The 12,880-nt window shown below is 72.9% G+C and carries 11 protein-coding genes; 8 read left to right on the forward strand and 3 right to left on the reverse strand.

Going from position 1 to position 12,880, the window contains the following annotated elements; translation table 11 throughout:
- Positions 1–25: 25 nt before the first annotated feature.
- Both MTP10_RS40280 and MTP10_RS40285 read left to right on the forward strand, forming a co-directional pair.
- On the forward strand, positions 26–1,087 hold the full coding sequence (locus tag MTP10_RS40280) for a lysylphosphatidylglycerol synthase domain-containing protein (RefSeq protein WP_310717053.1): 1,062 nt from the start codon (positions 26–28) through the stop codon (positions 1,085–1,087).
- A 51-nt stretch (positions 1,088–1,138) separates the two neighbouring features.
- On the forward strand, positions 1,139–4,573 hold the full coding sequence (locus MTP10_RS40285; protein ID WP_310717055.1) for a BTAD domain-containing putative transcriptional regulator: 3,435 nt from the start codon (positions 1,139–1,141) through the stop codon (positions 4,571–4,573).
- Between the two features lie 8 nt (positions 4,574–4,581).
- On the opposite strand, the gene MTP10_RS40290 is transcribed toward MTP10_RS40285, so the two are convergent.
- The gene (locus tag MTP10_RS40290) at positions 4,582–4,848 is read right to left on the reverse strand and encodes a hypothetical protein (protein ID WP_310717057.1); all 267 of its coding nucleotides are present in this window, start codon (positions 4,846–4,848) and stop codon (positions 4,582–4,584) included.
- A 208-nt stretch (positions 4,849–5,056) separates the two neighbouring features.
- Between MTP10_RS40290 and MTP10_RS40295 the strand changes: the two genes are divergently transcribed.
- Positions 5,057–5,575, forward strand: coding sequence for a VTT domain-containing protein (locus MTP10_RS40295; protein ID WP_310717060.1), 519 nt, complete (start codon positions 5,057–5,059; stop codon positions 5,573–5,575).
- A gap of 91 nt (positions 5,576–5,666) precedes the next feature.
- On the opposite strand, the gene MTP10_RS40300 is transcribed toward MTP10_RS40295, so the two are convergent.
- Positions 5,667–5,858: a DUF1508 domain-containing protein gene (locus MTP10_RS40300; protein ID WP_310717062.1), complete on the reverse strand. Its 192-nt coding sequence runs from the start codon at positions 5,856–5,858 to the stop codon at positions 5,667–5,669.
- Between the two features lie 116 nt (positions 5,859–5,974).
- Between MTP10_RS40300 and MTP10_RS40305 the strand changes: the two genes are divergently transcribed.
- From MTP10_RS40305 to MTP10_RS40320, 4 genes are all read left to right on the forward strand, one after another.
- Positions 5,975–6,865, forward strand: coding sequence for a serine hydrolase (locus MTP10_RS40305; protein WP_310717065.1), 891 nt, complete (start codon positions 5,975–5,977; stop codon positions 6,863–6,865).
- Between the two features lie 107 nt (positions 6,866–6,972).
- A complete protein-coding gene (locus tag MTP10_RS40310) occupies positions 6,973–8,361 on the forward strand; it encodes an ATP-binding protein (RefSeq protein WP_310717066.1) in 1,389 nt (462 codons plus the stop codon).
- Complete coding sequence (locus MTP10_RS40315; RefSeq protein ID WP_310717068.1) at positions 8,358–9,554, forward strand: tetratricopeptide repeat protein; 1,197 nt, start codon at positions 8,358–8,360, stop codon at positions 9,552–9,554. Before MTP10_RS40310 ends, MTP10_RS40315 begins: the two co-directional genes overlap by 4 nt.
- Before the next feature lie 310 nt (positions 9,555–9,864).
- On the forward strand, positions 9,865–10,707 hold the full coding sequence (locus MTP10_RS40320) for a hypothetical protein (RefSeq protein WP_310717069.1): 843 nt from the start codon (positions 9,865–9,867) through the stop codon (positions 10,705–10,707).
- A 60-nt stretch (positions 10,708–10,767) separates the two neighbouring features.
- Here the strand turns inward: MTP10_RS40320 and MTP10_RS40325 are convergent, their stop codons facing one another.
- Positions 10,768–11,025: a DUF4235 domain-containing protein gene (locus MTP10_RS40325; protein WP_310717071.1), complete on the reverse strand. Its 258-nt coding sequence runs from the start codon at positions 11,023–11,025 to the stop codon at positions 10,768–10,770.
- A gap of 361 nt (positions 11,026–11,386) precedes the next feature.
- On the opposite strand from MTP10_RS40325, the gene MTP10_RS40330 reads away from it, so the two are divergent.
- Positions 11,387–12,850, forward strand: a complete 1,464-nt coding sequence (locus tag MTP10_RS40330) for a multicopper oxidase family protein (protein WP_310717072.1) — start codon at positions 11,387–11,389, stop codon at positions 12,848–12,850.
- Positions 12,851–12,880: the final 30 nt, after the last annotated feature.

Genomic DNA, 12,880 nt, shown 5'->3' on the forward strand with positions numbered 1-12,880 from the left:
TCCCCTACCGGCAGACTGGGGTGCGATGAAGAACAAGTGGCTCCAGATCGCCCTGTCCACGCTCTCGCTGGCGCTGGCCGTGGTGCTCGTCGTGTACCTCCCGCAGATCGTCCGCGCGCTGACCGGCAAGCCGGTGTCCTGGCGCGAGATCGGCGCGCTGTTCGCCACGCTCAGCCCCGGCATGATCGCGCTGATGACCGCGCTGTGGCTGCTGAGCCTGCTCGCCTACACGTTCGTGCTGACCAACTCGCTGCCCGGCCTCGGCCACACGCGGGCGCTCACGCTGAACGCGGCCGGGAGCGCGGTGAGCAACCTGCTGCCGTTCGGCGGCGCGGCCGGGGTGGCGCTGACCTTCGCGATGACCCGCGGCTGGGGGTTCGCCAACCGCCCGATCGTGGTGATGACGCTGGTCAGCGGCATCTGGAACACCTTGTTCAGGTTCATCCTGCCGGCGGTCGGCATCATCGCACTGCTCATGGCGGGCGAGGTGCCCAACCACACCGTGGCGCGGGCCGGCTGGGTGGGCGCGGTGTCGATCCTGGTGCTGTGCGCGGTCGTGGCGGCCGCCCTCTACTGGGACCGCGCCGCCGACCTGCTCGGGCGCGGCCTGGACGCGCTGGTCCGCCTGCTGCGGCTGCGCTTCCACGCCTCCGAGGCGCTGCATCGGCTGCGCGCCGACACCGCGGACATCGTCCGCACCCGCTGGCTCGGCCTGTCGGTGGGCATGGTGTTCTTCCTCGGGTTCCAGTGGGCGATCATGGCCGTGTGCATGCTGGCCACCGGCGCCTACCCCGGCCTGGCCCAGTCGATCGCCGTCTTCGCCCTGTCGCGCGTGCTCACCAGCGCGCTGATCACCCCCAGCGGGGCGGGCATCATGGAGGGCGGCGTGGTGCTCCTGCTCACCAGTGCCTTCGGGGTGGATGCGGCTCCGGCCACCGCGACCGCACTGCTGTTCGGCTTCTGGACTTACACTGTCGAGATCCCGTTCGGTGGTCTCGCCCTGGGCGCGTGGGCGCTGCTGCGCAGGCGTGACGGCCGAGGCACCGCCACGGAGCCCCCGTCCACGATCTCGAAGGCCTCCCCGTGACCATCCGAAACGAAACAAAGACCTTGTGCGTGATTCGGAAGCATGCATAGCGTGGCGGCTGACATGGTGGCGTTCCGGGTTCTGGGGCCAGTCGAGGCGTACGAAGACGACGAACTCGACCTCGGCGGGTTGCGGCAGCGGGCCGTCCTCGCCCGGCTTCTCGTGGTTAGAGGTCAGGTCGTCCCCGTCGACACGTTGCTGTACGACCTCTGGGATGACGACACGGCCAAGGGAGCCCAGTCAGGGCTCCAGGTTTACATCTCGCGGCTGCGCCGCGTGCTGGAGCCGGGCCGTCCCCGTGGCGGACCCAACCGGCTGCTGGTGACCGTCGCCTCCGGCTACGCGCTGCGGGTGGCGCCCGACCAGGTGGACGCGCTCACCTTCGAGCGGCTCGTCCGCGCCGCCGGCGAGCACCTGGAGGAGGCCGACCCGCAGTCGGCGCGCGGCCGGCTGCAGAAGGCCCTCGGGCTGTGGCGCGGCACCCCCTACTCCGACTTCGCCGACCAGCCGTGGGCCGAGGCCGAGGTCCACCGGCTGACCGAGCTGCGCCTGGTTGCCCGCGAGCGCCACGCCGACACCGGCCTGCGCCTCGGCCTGCACGCCGAGACCGTGCCCGACCTGGAGGCGCTCACCACCGAGCACCCGCTGCGCGAGGAGGGCTGGCGGCTGCTCGCCCTCGGCCTCTACCGCTGCGGCCGGCAGGGCGACGCGCTCGCGGCTCTGCGCCGGGCCCGCGGCATCCTTGCCGACGAGCTGGGCATCGACCCGGGGCCGGCGCTGCGCAAGCTGGAGTCCGACATCCTCGCCCAGTCCCCCGAGCTGGAGCTCGCCACGGTAGCCCGGCCGCCGCGGCCCGTGCCGGTCGGCGACACCTGGCCGCCCCGGCCCGCCGCCGCGGTCGAGCCTCCGCCGCTGGAGCCCGAGCCGTTCGTCGGCCGCGACGCCGAGCTGGCCCGGCTGACCACCGCCGCCGGCCGTACGGGCCGGTTCCAGGTGGCGATCGTCACCGGCGTCGCGGGGGCGGGCAAGACGACGCTGCTGCGCCAGCTGGAGAGCCGGCTCGCCGGCGACGGCTGGATGACGGCCTCGGGCGCCTGCCCCGACTCCAGCGCGACGCCGCCCGGCTGGGCGTGGGTGGAGATCCTGCGCTCGCTGGTCGGCCGCACCGGCGCGGGTGAGTACTCCCAGCTTCTCGCCCCGCTGCTCGACGACGCCGCGCCCGATCCCGACGACGACGAGGTGTCCGGCGGCTTCCGCCTGCACCGGGCGGTCGGCGGCTACCTCGCCGGGGTGGCGCGGCGCGCGCCGATGCTGCTGACGCTGGAGGACCTGCACTGGGCCGACGACCAGACGCTCGCCCTGCTGCGCGCGCTGCCCAGCCTCCTGGCCACCAGCCGGGTGATGCTGGTCGTGACGTGCCGTGAGAGCGAGCTCGACGACGGACAGTCCGACGTGCTGGCCTCGCTGGCCCGGCTGGGCCCACTGCGCGTGCAGCTCTCGGGGCTAGACCCGAAGGCCGTGGCCGAGCTGGTGAGGGCGACGTGCGTACGCGAGATCGACGAGGACGCGGTCGAGTCGATCGTGGAGCGCACCGCCGGCAACCCCTTCTTCGTCCGCGAGACCGTCCGGCTGCTCGACTCCGAGGCCGCCGCCGACCGGGCCAGCGCGACCGAGGTGCTGTCGCGGGTGCCGTCCGGCGTGCGCGACGTGCTGCGGCGGCGCATCTCGCGCCTGCCCGCCGGGGCGCAGCAGATCCTGCTGCAGGCCGCGGTGATCGGCCGGGACGTGGACGTCGACGTGCTGGTCGACGTGGCCGGCGACATCGAGCGCAGGAGCTCGCGAGGAGAGGGCGACGGAGGAGCCGGCGACGAGCGCGGCGGGCGCGGTGACAGCACGGACGCCGTCGTGGAGGCCGTCGAGGCGGCGTTGCTCGCCGGGCTGGTCACCGAGCCGGGCCCGGGGCTGCTGCGGTTCGACCACGACCTCGTACGCGACACGATCTACTCCGACGCGTCGCGGCTGCGCCGCACCCGGCTGCACGCGGCGGTCGCGGCCGTCATCGAGCGGCGGACGCCGTCCGACGTGGCCGCGCTCGCCCACCACTACTTCCTGGCCGACGCCTCGGAGAAGGCCGTGCACTACGCCGGGCTGGCCGCCGAGCAAGCCGAGCGCCGCTTCGCCCACCGGGAGGCGGCGACGCTGTGGAAGCAGGCCATCGCCGCCTTCAACCGCACCGGCGGTGACACGCGCGACCGGCTGCTGCTCATGCTCCACCGGATCAAGGCGCTGGCGCTGTGCGGCGACATGACGGCCGCCCGGCTGCTGCGCCGCGAGGCCATGGACGCCGCGCTGCCGCTGGGCGATCTGGAGATCACCGCCCGGGTGGCGGCCTCGCTGGCCGTCCCGCACAAGGGCATGGCGCGCGACTTCACGCGCACCGCGTGGGAGATCGTGGACGTCACCGAGAAGGCGCTCATGGAGCTGCCCGAGGGTGAGCAGACCCTGCGCGCCAGCCTTCTCACGACCCTCGCGCTGGAGCTGGAGGGGTCCTCCTCGCCCGAGCGCGGGCGGCAGGCCTCGCTGGAGGCGCTGGAGCTGGCCCGCCAGAGCGGGGACCCGGTGCTGCTGGCCGCCGCGCTGAGCGGGCGGCTGCGCCAGTCGTACGACATCCCGGCGGTCGACACCCGCGAGAGCATCGGCAGGGAGCTGCTGGAGGTGGCCCAGCGCTCCGGCCAGATGGCCACGCAGGCGCTCGCCCACCTGGTGCTGCTGGAGTGCGCGGCGGCGCGCGGCGAGTTCGCCGTGGCCGACGAGCACGCCGCCGCCGCCGACCGGCTGGCGCGGCAGTACGACCTGTCGGCGCCCGCCGCGGTGTGCGCCTGGTACTCCGGGCAGCGGATGATGATCGCCGGCGACTACGCGGGGGCCGAGCGGACCTACCGCGAGGCGGCCCGGATGACGGCGCGCGCCGGCATGCTGGAGGGCCGCCAGGACCTGCCGCTGATCACCACGTTCTGCCTGCACCTGGTCGACGGCCGCGCGGCCGAGACCGTCGAGCTGCTGTCCGAGGCGCACCAGCGGGGCGCCAAGTGGACGCTCGACGCGTACGCGCTGGCGCTCGCCTCCGCCGGGCACCAGGCCGACGCCAAGGCGGTGGCCGCCGTCCGGCCGCCGGTCCGGCCGGACTTCCTGTACGAGCTGGCGATGACGTGGCGGGCGCTGGCCGGGATGCTGCTCGACGACCGGGAGCGGATGGTCGACTGCTACGACAAGCTCGTGCCGTTCGCCGACCGGATCGCCGGGGCGGGCACCGGCGTGGTGGCGCTGTGGCCGGTCGCGCTGACGCTCGGCGACCTGGCGCTGCGGCTGGGGCAGCCGGAGGCGGCGCGCGACCACTACGTCAAGGCGCTGGAGGTCGCGGAGCGGGTCGGCGTGCGGCGCTGGGTCGAGGCGGCCCGCCGGTCGGTCGACGGCTCGGGCGTCTGACCGGCTCGTCAGCGGGCCGGCGGCGCCGGTGTGATCCCGCCACTCGCCCGCTCGTCGCCCGGGCCGGTGATCGGCCCGGTGACAGGTGTCGCGCGGGCCGACAGGGTCACGGTCTGCTCGCCCCGGGCGGTGGCGCTCGGGGTGTCGTGGGCCGCGAATCCCACGTACGCGGCGGTGAAGGCGAGGGTCGCCACGAACAGCTTGGCCGTGTGCGCCGCCCCGCTGAGCAGGACCGCGGCACTTGTCTTCCACGTGATCGTGACTCCTGTTCGCACACTACAGGTGTACGCGCGAGCGATTGAGGAGTGGTTGCCGATGGCTTGCACCTTCTGCACGGCCGGAGTCGCCCGTGGGCGCGCGGCGGGCAGGCCGATGTGGCAGGGTCGGAGAGGGTGGCGGCCGGGACCGCTTGTGGCGGGCACGGCGGAGCGTGAACTAAGGTTAGCCTGACCTTTGTACAGTCTGGGATGGTGATGTTCCGCTATGTCGCGTCCGGCGCTCGCCGTCCCCTCCCCCACCGAGCCGTTCTGGCTCGGCCTGCCGTACTGGCTGGTGGGAGCCATCCTGATCGCGGCCCTCTTCGGGGCGTTCCAGGTCTACTACTGGGTCGGGCGCAGGCTCGGCGAGCGGCTGTACGACTCGCGGATCGGCGTGCGGTTGGGCCGCGAGCGCATCGCGAAGGTGGAGCGGATCGTCGAGCGGTGGGGCGCGCTGGCCGTGTTCGGCTGCTTCTGGGTGCCGATGCTGCGGCACACGCTGCCGTGGGTGGCCGGGGCGCTGCGCGTGTCGTATCCGTGGTACCTGGTGGCGAGCGCGCTGGGGTGCCTGACATGGGCGCCGATGTGGTGGTTCGGGCTGACGGCGCTGGTGTGGGGCTGGCTGCGACTGGCCGCCGCGTCGCCGGTGACGGCCGTGGTGGTGGCCGTGCTGGCGGTGGCGGGCGTCGTCGCCTTCACGCTCCGGCGTCGCAGGAAGCGCGCCGCCAAGGCCCTCGTGTCCTGAGCCCGCACGTGTCCTGAGCCGCACGTGTCCTGAGCCGCACGTCGCCGGGGCCCTGCGTCAGGCGGGGCCCTGCGTCAGGCGGGGGCGTGCGTCAGGCGGGGGCGTGGGTGCGGTCCTCGACCGTGGCGTCCGGGGCGATCCGGCGGACCGACTCGATCCCGTTCACGCAGGCGGCCTTCGTCGCGAACCCCTCCCCGACCGCGACCGTCTGCCCGTTCCCCGCGACCAGCGCGAAGCGGAATCCGCCCGTCTCGTCCCTGCTGATGACATACCTGCCCGCCATGACGCCCCCGTTCGCCATCGTCCGTAACGGCGGTTTACCCGTCACTGGTCCTTGTTGTCGCGTCTTTGAGACCTGGTTCGGCAAACGGAGCATTGATCACCTGGGACCATATCGCCATGCGTATTGGGGGTTTCATCGGCTCTGCCGCTCTCGTTCTCGCCCTGGGGGCCACCTCTCCCGCGCCCGCGGGCGCCCTGCCGGCGTCCGCGGTGCGGCCCGCGGCCATGGTCAGTACCGTGGCCGTGTCCGTGCCGAAGGTGGGGGCCAAGACGGCGTACGTGGTGGACTCAGCCGGAACGGTGCACTTCGGTAAGCGCCAGACCAGCCGGGTCCCGGTGGCCAGCCTGGTCAAGGTCATGACCGCGTACGTGGTGCTGCGCGAGGCGCAACTGACCGACACGATCGAGATCACCGCGACCGACGTGCGCCACGCCACGAGCAACGGCGCCACCACGGCCGCGTTGAAGAAGGGCGAGCGGCTGACGGTCCGCGACCTGTTGTACGGGCTGATGCTGCCGTCGGGGGCGGACGCGGCCAACGCGCTGGCGCGCAGGTACGGCCCGGGGACGACCGCGTTCGTGGCCAAGATGAACGCCCAGGCCAAGAGGCTCGGCCTCCAGAACACCCGCTACACCAACCCCGACGGCCTGCCCACCCCGTCGAAGGGCGGCTACTCCACGGCCGTGGACCAGGTGAAGCTCGCGGAGACGGCGCTCGACGACGCCACGTTCAGGACGGTCGTGGGCAGCGCGGTGCACCGGGTGGCCAAGTCCGCCGTGCACCGGGCGCACACCTGGCGCAACACCAACAAGCTGCTCCAGCGGGCCGACGGGGTGCTCGGTGTCAAGACCGGCTACACGGACGCCGCGGGGTTCTGCCTGCTGTTCGCCGGGGAGCGCAGCGGCCGCGAGGTGGTCGGCGTGCTGCTCGGCGACCAGGACGCCCGCCGCTTCACCACGGCGGAGCAGCTGCTCGACTACGCGGGCGAGCAGATCGCCGGCGGCTGACCGGCCCCCGCTGATTCGTCCCACGTGGTCCGGTGATCGGTGGGTTCGGTAGCCTGACGTGCTCAAGGCATCCCGGACGCAGACGATCGACAGAAGGGACCGCGCGCGTGCTCGACGACGCCGGACTCCAGGCGCTCCGCGAAGCGGCGCGTTTCTCGCCGGACAACCTTCCTCTGCGAAGGCACCTCGCCGACCAGCTCCTGGGCAAGGGGTACCTCGCGGAGGCGGAGGCCGAGTACCGGGCGGCCCTGGTGCTGGCGCCCGGGGACCCGGCGATCGCGGCCGGGCTGGCCGAGGCGTTCGTCCGGCAGAGCGCGTACGGGCCGGCGCTGTCCGTGCTGGAGCCGTTCCTCTCGACGCCCGGACACGCGCCCCGGCTGGGCGTGATCGCGGCCAGGGCGCTGCTCGGCGAGGGCGACGCGCACGGCGCGGCCCGCCGCTACCACGAGGCCGTCTCCCGCGACGCCTCGCTGGCCGACGCCGACCTCGCGGCCCGGCTGACGCCTCAGCCGGCAGCCCCGGCGGGGAACCCGGTGGGGACGTCGTGGGGCGGCCCTCCGGCCGGGCCCGCGCACCAGCCCGTGCAGCCCCTGCAGCAGCCCGTGGACGGGCCGGACGCGGCGCAGGTCGAGCGGTCCGCGATCTCCTTCGCCGACGTGGCCGGCATGGAGGCCGTCAAGGAGGCGCTGCGCGTCAAGCTGCTGCTGCCGATCCAGCAGCCCGAGCTGTTCAAGGCGTTCGGCAAGCGGGCCGGCGGCGGCGTGCTGCTGTACGGCCCGCCGGGCGCCGGCAAGACCCACCTGGCGCGGGCCGCCGCCGGCGAGCTCGGCGCGGCGTTCGTGAACGTCGGCCTGTCCGACGTCCTCGACATGTACATCGGCTCCAGCGAGCGCAACCTGCGCGGCATGTTCGACCTGGCCCGCCGGCACCGGCCGTGCGTGCTGTTCTTCGACGAGGTCGACGCGCTGGCGGCGCGCCGCTCCGACATGCGACAGGCGCACACCCGCCAGCTCGTCAACCAGTTCCTGGCCGAGCTCGACGGCGTGGACCAGCACGCCAACGAGGGCGTCCTCGTGCTGGCCGCGACGAACGCCCCCTGGTACATCGACGTGGCCTTCCGCCGCCCGGGCCGCTTCGACCAGCTCGTGTTCGTGCCGCCGCCGGACCTGGCGGCCCGTGCCGCGATCCTGCGGATCCTGTGCCGCGACAAGCCGCTGGCGGAGATGGACTTCGAGGCGGTGGCGCGGGTCACGGACCTGTTCGCCGGCGCCGACCTCAAGGGCGTGGTGGACCGGGCGGTGGAGGCCAAGCTGCACCAGTCGATCAGCGCGGGCCGGCCCATCCCGCTGTCCACCGCCGACCTGCTGGCCGCCGCGCAGGCGGTCAGGCCGGCGGCCGTGCGCGAGTGGCTGGGAACCGCCCGCAACTACGTGATGCACGCCAACGACTCGGGCGCCTGGGACGAGCTGATGCCATGGATCAAGCAGGTCCGATGACCATGCCGTCCGCGCCCGTCGCGGGCGCGATCCAGCGGGCCCGGGCCCTGCTGGAGCTGTCCCGCCCCGCGGACGCCGAGCGGGAGCTGCGCGGCGTCCTGGCCGAGGCCCCGGAGCACGCGACCGCGCACGCCTACCTCGCCGTCGCGCTCGACGCGCAGAACAGGGGGGCCGAGGCGGTCGCGGAGGCGCACGAGGCCGTGCGGCTGGCGCCGGAGCACTGGTTCACGCACTACATCGCCGCCCAGGTTCACCGGGGCGCGAACCGGCTGCCCGAGGCGGTCGCGGCGGCGCGGGCGTCCCTGGCCCTCTCCCCCGAGGAGGCGCTGACCTGGGAGGTGCTGGCGCGGGCGCACCTGCAGGCCGGCCAGTGGCGGGAGGCGGCCGAGGCGGCCGGGCGCGGGCTGGCCGTCGCCCCCGAGGAGTCCGATCTCGCGAGCCTGCTGTCGCTCGCCCTCAGCTCGCTCGGCGACGCCGCCCAGGCGCGGGAGACCGCCTCGCGGGCCGTGGCGCTGAGCCCCGAGAGCCCGCTCGCCCACCTGGCGTACGGGCAGGCGGCGCTGGCCGCCGGCGATCCGGGGGAAGCGGCGTCGGCCTTCCGGGAGGTGCTCCGCCTTAATCCTGCCTTCGACACCGCCCGCGGGCTGCTGCTGACCGCGCTCAAGCAGCGCAACCCCGTGTACCGGGTCCTGTCGCGGCTGCGGGAGAGGTTCTTCGGCCGGGGGTGGCTGGTGCTGCTGCTCCCGGCGATGCCGGGGCTCATCGCCGCGTTCGTCCTCATCGCGCTGCTGCACTGGGGGGCGTGGGTGGCCGAGGCGTTCACCACGTTGCGCCTGGCGCGAGGCAAGACGACGAGGCTGCTGTTCGCGAGCGGCGACGTGCGGCTGGCGGCGCTGTGCTGCGGCCTGCCGGTCGCCGGCGCGGTGGTGCTGACGCTCGGGGCGGTGACGGGCCTGGAGGCGGTGGCGACGGCGGGCGGCGCGGTCATGGCGCTGGTCACCCCGGTCCAGGAGGCCGGGCACACCGGCTCACGGCGCGCCCGCAAGCTCCTGTACGGCTGGTCGGCGCTGCTCGCCGTGGCCGTCGCCGCGTCCGTGCCGCTGTCGTCGGCCCCGATGGCGCTGCTGACGGCGTACGCGGCTCTGGCGACGATCTGGATCGCGGCCGGAGTGCGACGCTTTCTCGGCACGTGACGGGAAATTCCACCCTTCACCCTTTATTCCGTTTTTAGGGCCCGCAAAGGCGCACCACGAATGCCGTCAATCGGGCATTGCGCGTCACGCAATACCGGCAATGACAGGATGCGCCGCCCGTTGACGCTTTTTCACCTTTACTTTCCCTGTACGGGGAATTCCGATTCGGCGTGGCGGCATGGGATGGCTCGCGGCAACTGTAAGCATCTTTACCATCACGCTGAGATGTCTCAGCGTGCGCAAGTGGGCCTTTCCGGCCAATGGATTGTCCGCGGCCATCCGCCGCGTTCCGAGAGGAACGGTACCTCTGATGTTCACCAGTTCCCGAACCACCGAGACCGCCACCCGGCCGGTCAAGGCGCTGTTGATGCTCGCCACGGCCGGAAGCCTGTCCGTGGTGCTCGCCGCCGGCCTGTCCGTCCCGGCGCTGGCGTCACCGCCGAAGGACAAGCTCAAGAAAGCCGTCAGGCACGCCGTGTCGTCGCATCAGCACAGCAAGCGCGGGACCACCGACACGGTGGACTCGGACGGCTCGGACCCCGCGGTCACCACGTTCACCACGGACGACGATGACGACGACGATGACGACGCCGACGACAACACGTCGACCACCACCACGACGCCCATCAAAAGGCATCTCAATCGCCATCTCCACCTCGCCGGAGCCGGGGACGACTGCAACCGGGGCACCTTCTTCAAGATCCACTCTCTGGAGCCGAGGCACTTCTACATCCCGCGCACCCGCTTCGTCGACGGCCCCGGCGGCTCGATGACGGTGAGCGTCCACCGGGAGCACGAGGTGCTCGCGTTCGTCGAGGCGGACTTCATCAAGCTCAGGCAGTTCAACAGGACGATCACGCCGGACACGGTGATCCGCGCGCTCACCAGGATCTCCAGGCCGCACCTGGAGAAGCGGCACATGGTCTTCACCGGCCACGACTACACGCAGGACATCAGCAAGGGCAAGTACGGCAACATGTGGTACCGCGTCTTCGGTTACCGCGTCCACTTCGGCGTCCGCGCCCGGCTCGACAGTTGCAAGGTGCTCAACGTCACCAACGGAATCGCCGACATCCCGTCCCGCGTGGAGGGCTGGCGGTACTGGGAGACGGACAAGCCCAAGTTCCACGGCCACGTCCTGTCGCAGAAGTAACCGGTCCTCACAGCGACCAGCCGGCCGCGCTCCCAGGACGGGGGCGCGGCCGGCGCTCTGTCAGCCCTTCCCCTCGACCGCCCTGTGCCGGAAGGTCTGCGCGCCGGCGCGATGCACGGCGGCCTTGACCAGGCCGAAGATGGCGCCCTGAATCGCGGCGGCGGCGAGGACCTCCGTCCAGCCGCGGGCAAGGTCGCCCGCGTCCGGTGCGTCCTCCTGACCCGACGCCAGCTTCCACACGCGCTTGAACAGCCCGGCGGCCAGGGCTCCACTGAGCATGCCCATTCCGAGCGATGTGGCTTTCTCCACAGGTTTCATGTCATCTCCTCCCGACGGTGTCTGCCTGTGCCCCGTGTCACGGTCCTAAACGCGCGTACGCCCCCTCCTGGACACGCTCGGCCCGGCAGGGAGCCGAACCATTGATGGCGCAATTCCCGGTCAACCTCGATGAGCCGCTCCCCGCCGTGCCGTACCCGGAACTACTCCCGGCGGCGTAGCCGAGGCCACCGGATGATCCCTGTGAGGTAGCGGGAGAAGACCTCGCTGTGGGATGCCCCCAGCCGATGGCCGGACGACGATATCGGGTCATGGGACCTCCATTCCGATATGTCCACGGGGCCACGTGGCCGGCCACCGGGCTGCTCGCCGTCGTTTCCCGCCGTGCCGAAACGGCGCCCGCATGACGATGACCCGACGGCAGGCGCTGCGGCTGCTCGGCCTGGGCGCGGCGGCGCTGACCGTCCCGGGCTGCTCGCTGCTGGGCCGTACGCCGTCGCCCAGGCTGCTGGTCGGCGGCGCGCCGCTGCCCGAGCCGTACACGGTGCCGCTGCCGCTGCCCGCGGCGGCCAGGCCGCACAGGACCGACGCGACCACCGACTACTACGAGCTCGTGCAGCGGCCGGCCGAGGTGGAGATCCTGCCCGGCCTGCGCACCCCGATCTGGGGGTACGACGGGCAGTTCCCCGGGCCCACCATCCGGGCGCGCAGCGGACGCCGGACCGTCGTCCGCGTCACCAACAGACTCGGCGTCCCGACCGTCACCCATCTGCACGGCGGCCACACCCCGCCGGAGTCCGACGGGTATCCCACCGACCTGGTCCAGCCGGGCGCCCACCGCGACCACACCTTCCCGCTGGAGCAGCGGGCCGCCACGCTCTGGTACCACGACCACCGCATGGACCACACCGGGCCGCAGGTCTGGCGGGGGCTGGCCGGGTTCTTCCTGGTGGGCGACGAGGAGGAGGCGGCGCTGCCGCTGCCCGCGGGCGAGCGGGACCTGCCCCTGATGATCTGCGACCGCTCCTTCGCCACCGACGGCACCATGCCCTACCCCACCCGCGGCGACGCGCCCGGCGCCCGGGAGGCGTTCATGGGCGGTGTGCTCGGCGACGTCATCCTGGTCAACGGCGCGCCCTGGCCGCGGCTCGGGGTGGACCGTGCCCGGTACCGGCTGCGGCTGCTCAACGGCTCCAACGCCCGCACGTACGAGCTGGGTCTGTCGCCGGGCGGCACGCTGACGCAGATCGGCAGCGACGGGGGGCTGCTCGCCGCGCCCCGCTCCCTGCGGCGAGTACGGCTGGCGCCGGGCGAGCGGGCGGACGTGGTCGTCGACTTCGCCGCCCACCGCGTCGGCGACCACGTCGAGCTGCGCAACCTCCTGGAAGAGGGGCCGCAGGCGCGCGTGATGCGCTTCACCGTCGAACGGGACGCCCGCGACGACTCGGCCGTGCCGAAGACGCTGTCACGCGTCGAGCCGCTGGACCCGGCCAAGGCCGCGGTGACCCGCGACTTCACGTTCACCAGCGGCAGCATGCACGGCGGCACCGGCTGGCTGATCAACGACAAGCCCTTCGACGCCCGCCGCGTCGACGCCCGCCCCAAGCTCGGCCAGACCGAGATCTGGCGGCTCACCAGCGACGTCTCCCACCCCGTCCACCTGCACCTGTCTCCCTTCCAGGTGCTCTCCGCCGGCGGCGAGCGCCCCGCCGGGCCGACCGAATGGAAGGACACCGTCGAGCTGCGGGAGGCGCAGACCGTGGAGATCATCACCCGCTTCACCGGCTACCGCGGCCGGTACGTCCTGCACTGCCACAATCTCGAACACGAGGACATGGCCATGATGAGTACCTTCGAGGTGATCTGATGCCCGACGTCCACGCCCTCCTGACCATCC

The organism is Nonomuraea sp. 3-1Str (assembly GCF_031570565.1).
Lineage (GTDB): Bacteria > Actinomycetota > Actinomycetes > Streptosporangiales > Streptosporangiaceae > Nonomuraea.